This window comes from Citrobacter sedlakii, assembly GCF_018128425.1.
GTDB classification, from domain to species: domain Bacteria; phylum Pseudomonadota; class Gammaproteobacteria; order Enterobacterales; family Enterobacteriaceae; genus Citrobacter_A; species Citrobacter_A sedlakii.
This window is the reverse complement of the sequence record NZ_CP071070.1, coordinates 2,475,683-2,491,196: the sequence shown is the minus strand read 5'-3', so window position 1 is coordinate 2,491,196 and position 15,514 is coordinate 2,475,683. Positions and strand designations below refer to the sequence as shown.

Below are 15,514 nucleotides of genomic sequence, written 5' to 3'. Positions count from 1 at the left end.
ATTGCGGAGGAAGTGCGCAAAGTGACGAGAGAATAGCCGCCAGAAGGCGGCTATTGCAGATTTAACGCGCAGCGCGCTGAAGAATAACCGTCGAGGGCTGACGCTGCAGGAAGCGCATACGCAACATCATCATAATGGCGGCTGACGTCAGACCGATAATAAAGCCCATCCAGAATCCCGCAGGACCCATACGGTCCACCACCAGATCGGTCAGCGCAAGGATGTAACCGCTGGGTAGACCCAGAACCCAGTAAGCGACAAACGTGATATAGAAAATCGAACGCGTGTCTTTGTAACCACGCAGGATGCCGCTGCCGATCACCTGAATAGAGTCAGAAATCTGGTAGATTGCCGCCAGCAGCATCAGTTGGGCAGCCAGTGTCACCACCTCAGGATTATCGTTATACAGCAGGGCGATCTGCTCACGCAGCGATACGGTGAAAATGGCGGTGATGCAGGCCATGCAAACGCCCACACCGATCCCGGTACGCGCCGCGGTTTGCGCATCCAGGGTCGAACCTTGCCCCAGACGATAGCCCACACGAATGGTAACCGCTGCCGCAAGCGACATCGGTAGCACGAACATCAGCGAACTGAAGTTGAGCGCAATCTGATGGCCTGCCACGTCGACAATGCCCAGGGGGGACACCAGCAGCGCCACGACCGCAAACAACGTCACTTCGAAAAATAAGGCCAACGCGATGGGCAATCCCAGTTGTACCAGGCGTTTCATCACTACGCCATCGGGTTTACTGAAGCGTTCGGCGTTACGAATGTCGCGCATGGAGCGAGCGTGTTTAACCCACGAAATCATGGCGACAAACATCACCCAGTAAACGGCCGCCGTCGCCACGCCACAACCGACGCCGCCCAGTTCGGGCATCCCGAAATGGCCATAAATAAACACATAGTTCACCGGAATGTTGACCAACAGGCCGATAAATCCCATCACCATCCCCGGTTTGGTTTTTGCCAGACCTTCGCACTGGTTACGCGCCACCTGAAAGAACAGATACCCCGGTGCGCCCCACAGCAGCGCGCGGAGATAGCCGACGGCTTTATCCGCCAGCGCAGGATCGATGTTATGCATGGCGCGGATAATGTATCCGGCGTTCCACAGCACAATCATAATGGCAACCGAGACAAAGCCTGCCAGCCAGAAACCCTGACGGACCTGATGGGCGATGCGCTCGCGTCGGCCTGAGCCGTTAAGCTGCGCGATAACCGGCGTTAGCGCCAGCAGCAGTCCATGGCCAAATAAAATGGCCGGCAACCAGATGGAGGTACCAATCGCCACTGCCGCCATGTCGGTAGCGCTGTAGCCTCCCGCCATGACGGTATCCACAAAACCCATTGCGGTTTGGGCGATTTGCGCAAGAATCACCGGTATTGCCAGAGCCAATAACTGACGCGCTTCGCTAATATACTTCTGCACGTGAACACCTATATTTTGTTGTTATAAGAGAGACTAAAAAAGCCGCCAGCAAGGGCAGCAAGAAGAAGATGCGGGGAAATTTCAGTCTATTGTAGCGAGGAATGGATATTTCTCCAGTGAAAAAACAGGCGCGGGGGGCGCTTCGCTGGCAACCTGATTTTCCAACTGCTATTGTGGCAGGCAGAAACGGTTGAACTGAATTTGGGAGTTGCAGTTATGTTTACGGGTATTGTGCAGGGCACCGCCAGAGTGGTGTCTGTTGATGAAAAACCAAACTTTCGCACCCATGTCGTGGAATTACCTGAATACATGCTGGACGGGCTGGAGACGGGCGCGTCGGTCGCGCATAACGGCTGTTGTCTGACCGTGACCGACATTAACGGCAGCCACATCAGTTTTGATCTGATGAAAGAGACGTTGCGTATTACCAATCTTGGCGAGCTGAAAGCGGGGGATCGGGTAAACGTTGAACGTGCGGCGAAATTCAGCGATGAAATTGGCGGTCATTTGATGTCGGGTCATATCATGACCACGGCAGAGGTTTCTAAGATTTTGACCTCAGAAAATAATCGCCAGATTTGGTTTAAAGTTCAGGATCCGACCTTAATGAAATATATCCTCTACAAAGGATTTATTGGCATTGACGGGATCAGTCTGACGGTAGGCGAAGTGACCGCGACGCGCTTTTGCGTTCACCTGATTCCGGAAACGATTGCGCGCACAACGCTTGGCAAGAAAAAGCTGGGCGCGCGGGTGAATATCGAAATTGACCCGCAAACCCAGGCGGTGGTTGATACGGTAGAACGGGTACTGGCGGCGCGGGAAGCGGCGACAGTCCGGTCGACAAGCGAAGCGTAACCCGTTAAGCCCCTGTAGCAGAACAGGGGCTTGGTACTTAACGGGCCACCCGCAAACCGTTTTCTACTCCGCGTGAGAACACGACCTGCCACAGCTGAATATCCCGCGCGCGGAACGCGCCCGCACAGGCATTCAGATAATAGCTGAACATCCGTTTGAAGCGCTCGCTGTAGTTATCGGCAATATCAGGCCATGCCGCGAGGAATCGCTCATACCATGCCATGAGGGTTGTGTCATAGTCCGCGCCAAAGTTATGCCAGTCTTCCATCACAAAGCGCGACTCACTGGCGTTCGCGATCTGGCGAACCGAAGGCAGACAACCGTTCGGGAAAATATACTTATTGATCCACGGGTCGACGTTATTGTCGGTTTTTTTCGAACCGATGGTATGCAGCAGAAAAATGCCGTCCGGTTTTAAATTCCGATCCACCACCTCGAAATAGGTGTTGTAATTTTTCGGGCCGACGTGTTCAAACATCCCAACCGAGACAATGCGGTCAAACTGATCGCGTAAATCACGATAGTCCTCAAGCAGGATGGTGACATCGAGTCCGGTACAGCGCGCCTGCGCCATTTTTTGCTGCTCAGCGGAAATCGTCACGCCGACCACGCTGACGCCGAAGTGGGTCGCCATATATTGCGCCAGACCGCCCCAACCGCAGCCGATATCCAGCACGCGCATGCCGGGACGTAATTGCAGCTTTTCACAAATCAGTTGGAGTTTGGCTTGTTGCGCCGCCTCAAGCGTTCCGGCTTCTTTCCAGTATCCGCAGGAATATTGCATATATGGATCGAGCATTCGACTAAACAGATCATTACCCAGATCGTAGTGCTCTTTGCCGACAATCCAGGCGCGTTTTTTGCTTTGTAAATTAAACAGGCGAGCGCCAGCGATGCGGAGAGTATCTTTGAAATGATGGGGGAGTTGATTTTCCAGTCCGGCGCGAAGGACTTTGCTAAAAAACATGTCCAGGCGATCGCATTCCCACCAGCCATCCATATAGCTTTCGCCCAAACCGAGCGAGCCCTGCTGTAATACGCGTTTAAAAAAACGGGGGTTATTGACGCGGATATCAGCGGGGGCTGGACCGTTGATGGCTATGCCTGCGCGGCTTAATAATTCGTTGGTGATACGGTACCAGTCGTCATCCGGTACGTTAACTTCTTCTATACACGATGAACTCATAGCTTCTCCATCACTGGTCGGTGATCAGAACCTTAAAACAGCGTAGACGCTTTTTGGCTTTGTGAGAAATCTCACGGAAATATTCCGCGAGTCTATAATCCGACGTAGAACAGAGGAAGGGAGAAACCCTTGCCGAAAAGGCCATCCATGGTGAAGCGGGAACGCTCCGGTTCCCGTTAACACATAATTATTATCGTATTTTTAACAACCGAAATTTAGTATAGGCCTCAAAAACCGATGATACAACCAAAAATTGTTAGCTTCCTAACGAATAAAATATATTAGCGTTATCAATGGGATTCGCCGTGGGCCATCTCCGGATTGTCCTGCTGACGTTCCACAATACCCGCCTGCGCCTGCATTTTGTAACCCAATGCCGCCAGCACAACGGTGGCCAGCATAACGCTGGTGGTGGTGAGAAGTGGGGTGCTGATTAACCACGAAACCACCAGACTTGCCAGGAAGCATAATCCCAACTGAAGCGTATTCTGCAATGCCGCAGCGCGCCCCGTCGCCTGGGGAAACGGACGTAACGCCTGGGCCACGACTATCGGGTAGATCGCGCCGTTCGCAATCGCCATGACGCAGAAGGGGATCAGCACTTCCGTCAGCGAGACGTGATTCAGAAAACCCACGCCCCAGGTGGCGACAACGCTTAGCGCGTAGAGCACCAGCAGCCAGGGAAGAAGCTGCTGCCCCTGCCATTTTTGCAGCGCTGCGCGACACCCATAACCGCCAACCAGAAAGGCGATGGTCTGCGGCACATAGCTCAGGCCAATGACCGCCGGACTATAGCCCATTTCGCTCAGGATAAACGGCGAACCGGTGAGCCAGGCAAAGAAGCTGGCAGAGCAGGCCGCGTAGATCAGCACATTGCCACGATAAGCCCGGGTACGCAGCAGCGTCGCGAACGTCAGCTTATCCTGGCCATCCTTACGGGCGTTTTGAGTCGGTTTCAGGCGCAGAGCGGGCAGCATCAACACCAGGGTAATCGCGAACAGGGTGGCGAAAATCGCCTGCCAGGAAAAATGGGTCAGGATCCAACTACCTAGCAAGGGCGCCAGCGCAGGGGAAAGGCCCACTAACGGCATTATGGTCGCAAAAATGCGGTTAATCTTCTGCGAAGGATAATAGTCCGTAACCAGCGCCTGCCAGATCACCGTTGCGGCGCAGACGCCTACCGCCTGCACAAAGCGTAAAACCAGCAGTGCGGCGGCGCTTTCTACCCACAGCATCCCCAGGCTGCCGAGGGCAAAAATGGCTAAACCTGACAGCAGGATCGGTTTGCGTCCATAGCGGTCTGAAAGCGGTCCCCACAGCAGTTGCGCGACGGCAAAACCCGCTAAAAACAGGCTGAGGCTGGCGCTGACCGCCGACGCGGGCGTTTGCAGGTCGGATTGAATGGCGGCGAAAGCGGGGAGATACATGTCGGTGGCCAGAAAGCCCAGTACGCTCAGTCCCGCCAGCCAGACTAAAAACCCTTTTCCAGGTTGCATCGCTGCTTGCATAGTTGTTCTCTTATTTTAATGAATAATCTTCGCGCAGAGTGTAGGGAGTGTCTTTCTCCTTGTGAAACGGTAATATTTGGTTATTGCATTCAAAAATTTTGCAGGCAGATTATGTGGTCAGAATATGCGCTGGAAGTCGTCGACGCCGTTGCGCGTAACGGCAGCTTCAGTTCAGCGGCTCAGGAATTGCACCGGGTGCCTTCTGCGGTCAGCTACACGGTACGGCAACTGGAAGAGTGGTTGGCGGTCCCACTGTTTGAACGCCGCCACCGTGACGTGGTGCTGACGCCCGCCGGGGCCTGGTTTTTAAAAGAAGGGCGTTCTGTTATCAAAAAAATGCAGGACACCCGGCAACAGTGTCAGCAAATCGCCAATGGCTGGCGCGGGCAGTTGCCTGTTGCGGTGGATAATATCGTGCGTCCGGAACGGACCCGCCAGATGGTCGTCGACTTTTACCGTCATTTTGATGATGTAGAGCTGCTGGTTTTTCAGGAAGTTTTCAACGGCGTCTGGGACGCGTTGTCCGATGGTCGGGTGGAGTTGGCCATTGGCGCGACGCGCGCTATTCCGGTGGGCGGTCGCTATGCCTTTCGCGATATGGGAATGTTGAGCTGGAGTTGCGTGGTGGCGCGTTCCCATCCGCTGGCGAGCATAATGGGGCCGTTGAGCGACGACACGTTGCGAAACTGGCCGTCGCTGGTGCTGGAGGATACCTCCCGAAACCTGCCCAAACGCGTCACATGGTTACTGGATAATCAACGCCGTATGGTCGTGCCGGACTGGGACTCTTCCGCAACCTGTATCAGCGCTGGATTGTGTATTGGCATGGTGCCGACGCATTTTGCCAAACCTCGTCTTAACACGGGGCAGTGGGTTGCGCTGGAGCTGGAAAATCCTTTCCCGGATGCCGCCTGCTGTCTTACCTGGCAACAAAACGATACCTCGCCGGCGCTGGCGTGGCTGCTGGAGTATCTGGGAGACAGTGAAACACTGAACAGAGAGTGGCTGCGGGAGCCTGATGAGACTCCCGCAGGCGCGACTTAACGGCGGTAGTCGCGGAACGGGCCGTCCGCAACAGAGCGACGTTCAATCAGTCGCGGGTGGACTTCGATCGACTGGGACTCCTCGCGCTTATTGACGATACGGTCTAACAGCATATTAAACGCCGTTTCACCCAGAGAATCCTTCGGCTGATGAATAGTGGTTAACGCTGGCGTAAAGAAGCGCGCGTTTCGCACGTTGTCATAACCGATCAGCGAGACATCCTGCGGGACGCGCAGACCCATTTCATCGGCAGCACAGAGCGCGCCCATCGCCATGATGTCGCCGCCGCAGAATACCGCTGTCGGACGGTGTGACTGCGACAGGATTTGCTGCATTGCGCGGTAGCCGGACTCCGGCTCAAAATCGCCCTGCACAATCCAGTTTTCCGGCACGTTGATCAGCGCTTCTTCCATCGCTTTCATAAAGCCAGCCAGACGGCCTGCGCCGGTGTTCCGCTCCAACGGACCGGGAATCACGCCGATTTCACGATGTCCGCGCTCCACCAGGTATCGGCCTGCCATATAGCCGCCTTCAAAGGCGTTATCGATCACCGTGTCCGTGAAATCGGCTTTGGCTTCGCCCCAGTCCATCACTACCATGGGAATATGACGGTATTCTTCGAGCATAGAAAGCAGAGGTTCCGGATATTCAGAACACATGACCAACAGGCCATCCACGCGTTTTTGCGCCATCATCGACAGATAGGCGCGCTGTTTTTCCAGGTTATTCCACGCGTTGCCGAGGATGAGGGTATAACCCTTCTGGAAACAGTTTTTTTCAACGGCTTCTATAATTTCGGCAAAGTAGGCGGCTTCGCTGCTGGTCGCCAACAGGCCGATGGACTTGGTATGGTTGACCTTCAGGCTTCGGGCGACGGCGCTGGGGGAATAGTGCAATTCTTTGATTGCCGCCCACACCGCGTTACGCGTTTCTTCTGCAACAAAACGCGTTTTGTTAATAACGTGTGATACGGTTGTAGTGGAAACGTTTGCTCGTTTCGCTACATCTTTAATTGTTGCCATTACATCTCACTCCAGACCCAACCTGAACAGTAAAATACGCTAAGTAAACGTTTGCCTTTACACACCCTGATCGCAACATCAGGGTTGCGGCACGCCGGGAAAACGACACGGAACGTCAGGAAGGGGTCAATGGCCGGTACGCTAAACAAGTAAGCGTCGAATTTTGGCTGATCTTAACGAAAAGGGGAAGTGTTAAAAACAGATATCACCCTAAATCGTGGGAGATTTTTGCTTTCAAGTGTGTAAAAATGCGCTATATCACTTTTTGTGTGGGAATAAAAAGGAGAAAAGTTGATGAGCACCGATCTGAAATTTTCATTAGTGACCACGTTTATTGTTCTGGCTCTGATCGTGGCAGGTGGTTTAACCGCAGCACTGCACTGATTTACCGCTGAGGGAGTGTCGCTCCCTCACATTCCCTTCGCCAATTGTTATCAAAAATGCAAAAGTCTTTTGTAAATTTGTTAACTTCTCTTTTTTTGTGATTGATGTCATGCTTTTGGCTTTTCTTGTCCACCGCGTTTAAGCGCGAACAGGCGGAGTCATTACCGTATGAAAATAAATTACCCTTTACTGGCGTTGGCCATAGGCGCGTTCGGGATCGGCACCACTGAATTTTCTCCCATGGGATTATTGCCGGTCATCGCTCGCGGCGTTGATGTGACGATTCCCGCCGCAGGAATGCTGATCAGCGCTTATGCCATTGGGGTGATGGTCGGCGCGCCATTAATGACGCTACTGCTTTCACATCGCGGACGTCGCAATGCGTTGATCTTTCTGATGGCCATTTTCACCGTGGGCAATGTGCTTTCCGCTATCTCTCCTGATTACACCACCCTGATGCTGTCTCGCGTTCTGACCAGTCTGAACCACGGCGCCTTTTTTGGGCTGGGCTCCGTCGTGGCGGCAAGCGTGGTGCCAAAGCATAAGCAGGCCAGCGCGGTGGCAACAATGTTTATGGGACTGACAATCGCCAACATCGGCGGTGTTCCGGCTGCCACCTGGCTCGGTGAAACTATCGGCTGGCGAATGTCGTTTATGGCGACCGCTGGGCTGGGCGTTATCGCGATGGCGAGCCTGTTCTTCTCCTTGCCGAAGGGCAGCGCTGGAACGCGTCCGGAGGTAAAAAAGGAGCTGGCGGTGCTGATGCGTCCGCAGGTGTTGATGGCGTTATTAACCACTGTTCTGGGGGCTGGGGCGATGTTTACGCTGTATACCTACATCGCGCCCGTATTGCACAGCATTACGCATGCCTCGCCAGCGTTTGTCACCGGTATGCTGGTGCTGATTGGCGTTGGGTTTTCCATCGGTAATTATTTTGGCGGAAAACTGGCTGACCGTTCGGTGAATGGCACCCTGAAAGGTTTTCTGTTGCTTCTGATGGTGATTATGCTGGCGATCCCCTTTCTGGCACAAAATGCGCTGGGGGCAGCGATCGCTATGGTGGTCTGGGGAGCGGCGACCTTCGCGGTGGTGCCTCCACTGCAAATGCGAGTGATGCGTGTGGCGCACGAGGCGCCGGGCCTTTCTTCGTCAGTGAATATTGGCGCTTTCAACCTGGGTAATGCGCTGGGCGCTGCCGCGGGCGGGGCGGTCATTTCCGGCGGTCTGGGCTACGCTTTTGTTCCGGTTATGGGGGCGATCGTGGCGGGGCTGGCGCTACTGCTGGTGTTTATTTCCGCCAGAAAACAGCCGCAGACAGAGTGCGTCGCCAGCTAAAACGGCAAACTCTTTAATGCCCGACGCACGAATGTGCTGTCGGGCATTTTTCAGTTATGCGGCAAAGTTTTTCGCCACAAACGCCCAGTTAACCAGCGCCCAGAAGTTTTCCAGATAACCCGGACGCGCGTTACGATAGTCAATGTAATAGGCGTGTTCCCATACGTCGACGGTCATTAACGGCGTGGCGTCTGTGGTGAGCGGCGTCCCCGCGTTAGACGTGGACACGATAGCCAGCTTGCCGTCTTTGTCTTTAACCAGCCAGGTCCAGCCGGAGCCGAAGTTCTTGATCGCGGCATCGGTAAACTGGGCCTTGAAGTCGGCGAAGCTGCCAAACGCGGCGGCGATAGCGTCAGCCAGTTCACCCGTGGGTTCCCCACCGGCATTCGGCGCCAGGCAATTCCAGTAGAAGGTGTGGTTCCAGACCTGAGCGGCGTTGTTAAACACGCCCCCCTCAGAGCTCCGCACAATCTCTTCCAGCGATTTGCCTTCAAATGCGGTGCCTTTGATCAGGTTATTCAGGTTTGTCACATAGGTCTGATGGTGTTTGCCATAGTGGTATTCCAGCGTTTCAGCGGAAATATGCGGCGCAAGCGCATCTTTGGCATACGGTAATGCAGGTAATTCGAACGACATTGCTTCTCTCCTTATTATTAATATTGATTCGCACAATAACCTTATTGTACGTAAGGATAGGGTAGCAAATTGAAAGGTGTGGCAAAAGAAGAACTTACCCTGTTGTGTAACAACAGGGTAAAGTTTTAGCGAATGGTTTTCGGCGTCATCACCCGGCGGGCGCCGACATAATGGCGCTGCCAGTAGTCTTCGCTAAGAGAGGTGATTTGGATTTCCTGACCGCTGCGTGGCGACTGAATAAATTTGCCGTTACCGACGTAGACGCCAACGTGATCGGCTGTGCCGCGACCCTGGGTACGGAAGAACACCAGATCGCCATTTTTCAGCTCACCCCGTTCGATCGGCGCCGCATCACGCAGGTGATACATCTCGTTTGCCGTGCGGGGTATGCGGAATTTAACCAAATCCTTATAGGCGTAATAGACCAGACCGCTACAGTCGAAGCCAGTACGCGGCGATGTACCGCCCCAGCGGTAGGGTTTACCAATCTGGCTCATCAGTTTATTCATTGCTGTACTGGTGGCTTTTTGGACTTTTAACTTATGCGCGTCCGCAAGGGTGCTGGCCGCTGCGCTTTTCACCTTCACGCAGTGTGGCTTGCGGCCTTTTCGTGGCGTGCATTTTTCCGTCCAGCTCACGACGGCTGTCTTCGAAACGCCAGATTTTGTGCGGCGACTGGTCGTTCGGGAGGTTTTGCTGGAGGGGGTTACACGTTTTTTGCTGGCCGATGCCGTTTTCACTGCGTTTTTAGCGGTTGTTTTTTTTGCGGTGCGTTGGGAATTTTTCGTGGTCTTTTTCGCTGTTGCGGTGTTTTTTTTCTTGTCTGCGGTTTTCTTGCTGTGAGAAATGTCAGACGTTGTCCTGGCCTGCCGGGAAGCCTGGGCCACGGACATAAAGGAAATCGTTGTAAATAGTAAAGCACAGAGCGTGATGGAGAGTCGGTTAATCCGCGCCACTGAGCATTCCTCGGTTAAGGCAGGCGCAATCATGCCTGCATGTGATTTACAAAACCTGATGATTCTAATCTATAGAATTGAAGAAAGTTAATAGCTTTTATTGTTAAAAAAAGTTTTCCGCGCATAAGTGCCAAAAAAAGCAGCAACCAAAGGTAAATTTGCTTATTCAATAGACAATTGGGTGAAAAGGGCGGCCTGAACAGTGATTTGCAATGCAACTTAAGGCTTCAGACGATAAAATAGTAAAGCGTAATGAAAATGTTATTTTCCGATGTCGGCCTGAGCCGTTACAATGTCAGACGACTGCCGTAAAAGAAGTTAAGGAAGCAAGACAATGAGCACCACTATCGAAAAAATTCAGCGCCAGATCGCTGAAAACCCAATCCTGCTGTATATGAAAGGTTCGCCAAAACTGCCAAGCTGCGGGTTCTCTGCCCAGGCTGTGCAGGCGCTTTCTGCCTGTGGTGAGCGTTTTGCTTATGTCGATATTTTGCAGAACCCGGATATCCGCGCCGAACTGCCGAAGTATGCTAACTGGCCAACCTTCCCGCAGTTGTGGGTTGATGGCGAACTGGTTGGCGGCTGCGACATCCTGATCGAAATGTATCAGCGTGGCGAATTGCAGCAACTGATCAAAGAGACCGCGGCGAAGTACAAGTCTGAAGAATCAGATACCGAGTAAGGTGACGCCTGCGGGATTGAGGTGACAGGCTGGAGAAGTCGCCAACGCGCGGCCATCCGGCACTCACTAAAAAAGCGACCGAAAGGTCGCTTTTTTACGTACGGCGTTAAGCCTCGGGCATGGCCAGCGGCCAGCCGCCCAGTCGTTTCCAGCGGTTGACGATTTCACAAAACAGCACTGCCGTACGTTCCGTGTCGTAAAGCGCCGAATGAGCCTGCGTGCCGTCAAACTCCATACCTGCCGCCAGACAGGCTTTCGACAGAACCGTTTGGCCTAGCGCCAGTCCGCTGAGGGCGGCAGTGTCGAAAGTGACAAACGGATGAAAAGGGTTGCGCTTTAGCGAGGCGCGCTCGGCCGCCGCCATCATAAAGCTGTGATCGAACGTAGCGTTATGCGCCACCATGATCGCGCGGTTACAGCCGCTGTCTTTAATTCCTTTCCGCACCATTTTAAAAATGGCGTGCAGGGCGTCATATTCACTCACCGCGCCACGCAGCGGGTTGCTGGGGTCGATGCCGTTAAACGCCAGCGCTTCGGGCTGCAAATTCGCGCCTTCGAACGGTTCGACATGGAAATGCAGCGTAGTGTCCGGCATCAGCCAGCCCTGTTCATCCATTTTCAACGTGATGGCGGCAATTTCAAGCAGCGCATCGGTTCTGGCATTAAACCCGGCCGTTTCAACATCAATGACGACAGGGTAAAAACCGCGAAAACGGTCGCACAGACCGGTAAGTTGAGCGTTATCGGACATCGGGGTCTCTTAAATACAGAAAAAATGCAGCGCGTAGTATGCCAAAAAAAGGCGTTCATTGCAGTAAAACTGCGGGCGCAGAGAAACCGCGCCCGGAAGGGATTAATTACCCAGACCGCGACCGGCGTCTTTTTCTTCGATCAGTTCGATTTTGTAACCGTCCGGATCTTCAACAAACGCAATCACGGTGGTGCCGCCTTTTACCGGACCCGCTTCACGCGTGACATTACCGCCGTTCTGGCGAATCCGCTCGCAGGCTTCCGCTGCGTTATCAACGCTCAGCGCAATGTGACCATAGGCAGTCCCCAGTTCATAGCGATCGACACCCCAGTTATACGTCAGTTCGATCACCGCTTCGTCACTCTCTTCACCGTAGCCGACAAATGCCAGAGAATATTTGTACTCCGGGTTTTCGCTGGTACGCAGCAGTTTCATGCCTAAAACGTTAGTGTAAAAGTCGATAGAACGCTGCAAATCGCCGACGCGCAGCATGGTATGAAGTAAACGCATTGTTTATCCCCTTAAAAATGGTCAATACATTCAAAATGTTGTTTTAGTATAGCGGCGTTTTCGCGCCGCTATCAATGGAGGAATGCCGCAGGCGGGATCACAGCGTCGGGTAATCGGTATAACCTTCCGCGCCGCCACCGTAGAAACTCTCGCTGCGCTGCGGGTTTAGCTCGGCTTTACGTTGCAGTCGGGTGACCAGATCCGGGTTGGCAATGTAATCGCGACCGAACGCAACCGCGTCGATCAGGCCTTTTTCAATGAGGGTTTCCGCTTTTTCACGGGTGTATGCGCCAGCGCCAACGATGGGCCCCTGGAAACGCGCGCGTACTTTTTCGCGGAAGGCTTCAGTATAAGACGCGCCGCCTGCCCAGTCCGGCTCGGACATATGCAGATAAGCGATGCCACGTTTACCCAGTTCTTCGATCAGATACAGCGCATCTGCTTCTTCGTTGGGGCCATTGTCCACGTTCTGGAAAGTACCGATAGGGGAGATGCGAATACCAATACGGTCAGCGCCCCATTCCTGAATCCCCGCATCCACTACCTCAAGAACCAGACGCGCGCGATTTTCAACGCTGCCGCCGTACTGGTCGGTACGGTGGTTAGAGGAAGGTGAAAGGAACTGATGCAGCAGATATCCGTGGGCGGAGTGCAACTCAACGAGATCGAAACCGGCTTCGCGGGCATTGGCGATGGCCTGGCGGAAATCATTCACGATACCCGGGATTTCATGGGTTTCCAGCGCGCGCGGCATGGAGGTGTCAACGCGGATCGCATTGCCGTTTTCGTCACGTAGAGAGGTGCGCGTCCCGGCGCTGAGCGCGGAAGCGGAAACCGGCGGCTGCCCTCCTGGTTGCAGGCTGGCATGGGAAATGCGCCCGGTGTGCCACAGCTGTACGGCAATATGCCCGTTTTCTGCATGAACGCCGGCAGTAATTTTTTTCCACGCGGCAATCTGCTCGTCGCTGTGCAGACCCGGCGCGCCCGCATAGCCTTTCGCCTGGGCGGAAATTTGCGTCGCTTCGCTGATGATGAGACCGGCGCTGGCGCGCTGGCGGTAATATTCTGCCATTAACGGAGTCGGGATGTCGCCAGGCTCAATGCTGCGCAGACGCGTCAGCGGGGCCATGAATACACGGTTAGCTGCGGTGATCGCACCCACCTTCAGTGGGGTAAACAGTTTTTCAGAGGACATAATGGCTCCAGTGATGAATAGACCGGTCGTCTAGTGATTGAGTAAATAAAAACGCCTGTTAACCCTCAGGCGTTGTAATGATACGTCGCACATGCGCCAGCGCGTTTTCGAGCGGCATGGCGCTGCGCGAAATCTTGGCCTGTAAATTCGCGCCCAACCAGAGCGCGTAAAGGATTTGCGCCTGCTGTAACGGCTCGCCGGGAAATGTCAGACAACGGCTTTCGCGACCCTTTTCCAGCGCATGGGCAAGAATGGCGATAATATTGCTCGCGCCTTTGTCCATCGCGGAACGCATGTCTTCAGACAGATCGCACACCTCAGCGGACAGTTTTACCGTCAGACAACCACTGATGGTTCCCTGCTGACGAAACTGATTCAGCGTTTCCTGATAGTAAGCCAGAATGCGGTCACGGTAATTTCCGGCGCCCGTAGTAAAGTGCTCCGTTAATCGCTGATGATAAGCGGCAAAATGGCGCTCCAGCATCGCGACGCCAAAAGCTTCCTTGGAGCGAAAATAGTGGTAAAACGAGCCCTTTGGCACTTCGGCGGTCTTCAACAGTTCGCTAAGGCCCATCCCGGTAAATCCGCGCTGCATGCACAGACGCTCGCCGGTGGCCAGTAAGTGTTCGCGGGTATCGCATTCAGTATGCTTGTTCATAGGGCAGAGTGTAATAGACCAGTCGGTCTAATGCAAGCCGGGTTGCCAGATAGCAGGTTTCCGTCTTCAATAGTGTGTACAGGCGAAAGATGAGGAGGGGATGTGGCAGAGCAGTTAGAATTTTTTCCCGTCCAGAGTCCGTGTCGCGGCATCTGTCAGTCCGACGAGAGGGGATTTTGTCGCGGCTGTTTTCGCAGCCGTGACGAACGCTTCAACTGGCAGAAAATGAGTGACGCCCAGAAGCAGGACGTGCTGAGGCTGTGCCGCCAGCGCCTGCTGCGTAAATTGCGCGCAAACAAACCCGCAGAGCCTGAAGAACCGCAACAGCCTTCACTCTTTTAACCGACGAATTGTATATACTCGGAACACTTTATTTCACGAGGAAGCAGTTATGGTTCAGCGTACGACAATTGCGCCGCAAGGCCCGACCTTTTCCCGCTTTGTGATGGGCTACTGGCGACTGATGGACTGGAACATGTCCCCCCAGGAGCGAGTAAGCTTTATCGAGCAGCACCTGGAACTGGGTATCACCACCGTCGACCACGCGGATATTTATGGCGGCTACCAGTGCGAGGCGGCCTTTGGTGACGCGCTGAAGCTGGCGCCGCATCTGCGCGAGCAAATGGAGATTGTCACAAAATGCGGTATCGCCACCACCGCGCGGGCAGAAAACGCCCTCGGTCACTACATCACCGATCGTGACCATATCGTGAAGAGTGCCGAGCAGTCGCTGGTCAATCTGGCCACCGATCGTCTGGATCTGCTGCTGATTCATCGTCCCGATCCGCTGATGGACGCCGACGAGGTGGCAGAAGCCTTCCAGCATCTGCACCAGAGCGGAAAAGTACGTCACTTTGGCGTGTCAAACTTTACTCCCGCGCTGTTTACGCTGCTGCAGTCCCGTTTACCGTTCACGCTGGCAACGAATCAGGTGGAGATTTCTCCGGTGCATCAGCCGCTGCTGCTGGATGGCACGCTCGATCAACTTCAGCAACTGCGTATTCGTCCGATGGCATGGTCGTGCCTCGGCGGCGGTCGTTTATTTAACGACGATGCGTTTCAGCCGCTACGTAATGAGCTGGCGGTAGTGGCGGAGGAGCTAAACGCAGAGACGATTGAGCAGGTCGTGTACGCCTGGGTGCTTCGTTTGCCATCGCAGCCGCTGCCGATTATCGGTTCCGGCAAAATTGAGCGCGTCAGGGCCGCCGTGGGATCGGCGTCGCTGAACATGAGCCGTCAGCAATGGTTCCGTATTCGTAAAGCCGCGCTCGGGTATGACGTGCCGTAATCGCTAAATATTGGATTTTCCGTTCAAAATTGCGTCTCTGGTTTACACTTAAGCCAAATGCACCCA

Annotated in this window: 17 protein-coding genes; 7 read left to right on the top strand and 10 right to left on the bottom strand. The window is 54.0% G+C overall.

Annotated features, from left to right (window positions below; genetic code table 11):
- Positions 1-61 precede the first annotated feature (61 nt).
- Positions 62-1,435 carry an MdtK family multidrug efflux MATE transporter gene (mdtK, locus tag JY391_RS11885; protein WP_042282755.1) on the bottom strand — a complete coding sequence of 458 codons (1,374 nt, stop codon included), beginning with the start codon at positions 1,433-1,435 and terminating at the stop codon, positions 62-64.
- A gap of 216 nt (positions 1,436-1,651) precedes the next feature.
- Between mdtK and JY391_RS11880 the strand changes: the two genes are divergently transcribed.
- Positions 1,652-2,293, top strand: coding sequence for a riboflavin synthase subunit alpha (locus JY391_RS11880; RefSeq protein WP_211934356.1), 642 nt, complete (start codon positions 1,652-1,654; stop codon positions 2,291-2,293).
- A gap of 37 nt (positions 2,294-2,330) precedes the next feature.
- On the opposite strand, the gene cfa is transcribed toward JY391_RS11880, so the two are convergent.
- Positions 2,331-3,479, bottom strand: coding sequence for a cyclopropane fatty acyl phospholipid synthase (gene cfa / locus JY391_RS11875; RefSeq protein WP_060569696.1), 1,149 nt, complete (start codon positions 3,477-3,479; stop codon positions 2,331-2,333).
- Between the two features lie 290 nt (positions 3,480-3,769).
- Positions 3,770-4,975 (bottom strand): purine nucleoside transporter PunC, encoded by a 1,206-nt coding sequence (gene punC / locus JY391_RS11870; RefSeq protein ID WP_211935795.1) that lies wholly within the window; start codon positions 4,973-4,975, stop codon positions 3,770-3,772.
- 123 nt (positions 4,976-5,098) lie between these two features.
- Between punC and punR the strand changes: the two genes are divergently transcribed.
- Positions 5,099-6,031 carry a DNA-binding transcriptional activator PunR gene (gene punR / locus JY391_RS11865; protein ID WP_042282759.1) on the top strand — a complete coding sequence of 311 codons (933 nt, stop codon included), beginning with the start codon at positions 5,099-5,101 and terminating at the stop codon, positions 6,029-6,031.
- Here punR and purR read toward each other — a convergent pair.
- Positions 6,028-7,053 carry an HTH-type transcriptional repressor PurR gene (purR, locus tag JY391_RS11860; protein WP_042282761.1) on the bottom strand — a complete coding sequence of 342 codons (1,026 nt, stop codon included), beginning with the start codon at positions 7,051-7,053 and terminating at the stop codon, positions 6,028-6,030. The two genes, punR and purR, sit on opposite strands and share 4 nt — an antisense overlap.
- A 294-nt stretch (positions 7,054-7,347) precedes the next feature.
- Here purR and cydH point away from each other — a divergent pair, with 294 nt between their 5' ends.
- Together cydH and JY391_RS11850 are read left to right on the top strand one after the other, a co-directional pair.
- A complete protein-coding gene (gene cydH, locus JY391_RS11855) occupies positions 7,348-7,437 on the top strand; it encodes a cytochrome bd-I oxidase subunit CydH (RefSeq protein WP_086512609.1) in 90 nt (29 codons plus the stop codon).
- A gap of 168 nt (positions 7,438-7,605) precedes the next feature.
- Positions 7,606-8,772, top strand: a complete 1,167-nt coding sequence (locus JY391_RS11850) for an MFS transporter (protein WP_211934355.1) — start codon at positions 7,606-7,608, stop codon at positions 8,770-8,772.
- Positions 8,773-8,826: 54 nt separating this feature from the next.
- Here JY391_RS11850 and sodB read toward each other — a convergent pair whose 3' ends face one another.
- Both sodB and JY391_RS11840 read right to left on the bottom strand, forming a co-directional pair.
- Complete coding sequence (sodB, locus tag JY391_RS11845; RefSeq protein WP_211934354.1) at positions 8,827-9,408, bottom strand: superoxide dismutase [Fe]; 582 nt, start codon at positions 9,406-9,408, stop codon at positions 8,827-8,829.
- 125 nt (positions 9,409-9,533) lie between these two features.
- On the bottom strand, positions 9,534-10,364 hold the full coding sequence (locus tag JY391_RS11840) for a C40 family peptidase (protein ID WP_060569698.1): 831 nt from the start codon (positions 10,362-10,364) through the stop codon (positions 9,534-9,536).
- 334 nt (positions 10,365-10,698) lie between these two features.
- Between JY391_RS11840 and grxD the strand changes: the two genes are divergently transcribed.
- Positions 10,699-11,046, top strand: coding sequence for a monothiol glutaredoxin 4 (gene grxD, locus JY391_RS11835; protein WP_042282768.1), 348 nt, complete (start codon positions 10,699-10,701; stop codon positions 11,044-11,046).
- A 106-nt stretch (positions 11,047-11,152) separates the two neighbouring features.
- Here grxD and rnt read toward each other — a convergent pair whose 3' ends face one another.
- The 4 genes from rnt to JY391_RS11815 all read right to left on the bottom strand — a co-directional run bounded on the left by rnt (position 11,153) and on the right by JY391_RS11815 (position 14,160).
- The gene (rnt, locus tag JY391_RS11830) at positions 11,153-11,797 is read right to left on the bottom strand and encodes a ribonuclease T (RefSeq protein WP_042282769.1); all 645 of its coding nucleotides are present in this window, start codon (positions 11,795-11,797) and stop codon (positions 11,153-11,155) included.
- Positions 11,798-11,899: 102 nt separating this feature from the next.
- Positions 11,900-12,307 carry a lactoylglutathione lyase gene (gene gloA, locus JY391_RS11825; RefSeq protein WP_042282771.1) on the bottom strand — a complete coding sequence of 136 codons (408 nt, stop codon included), beginning with the start codon at positions 12,305-12,307 and terminating at the stop codon, positions 11,900-11,902.
- A gap of 97 nt (positions 12,308-12,404) precedes the next feature.
- Positions 12,405-13,502, bottom strand: coding sequence for an alkene reductase (locus tag JY391_RS11820; RefSeq protein ID WP_042282773.1), 1,098 nt, complete (start codon positions 13,500-13,502; stop codon positions 12,405-12,407).
- A 58-nt stretch (positions 13,503-13,560) separates the two neighbouring features.
- Entirely contained in the window at positions 13,561-14,160 is a 600-nt protein-coding gene (locus JY391_RS11815) for a TetR/AcrR family transcriptional regulator (protein WP_211934353.1), read from the bottom strand.
- A gap of 102 nt (positions 14,161-14,262) precedes the next feature.
- Between JY391_RS11815 and JY391_RS11810 the strand changes: the two genes are divergently transcribed.
- A complete protein-coding gene (locus JY391_RS11810; protein ID WP_042282778.1) occupies positions 14,263-14,502 on the top strand; it encodes a DUF1289 domain-containing protein in 240 nt (79 codons plus the stop codon).
- Positions 14,503-14,551: 49 nt separating this feature from the next.
- Positions 14,552-15,448 (top strand): aldo/keto reductase, encoded by an 897-nt coding sequence (locus tag JY391_RS11805; protein ID WP_211934352.1) that lies wholly within the window; start codon positions 14,552-14,554, stop codon positions 15,446-15,448.
- Positions 15,449-15,514 lie beyond the last annotated feature (66 nt).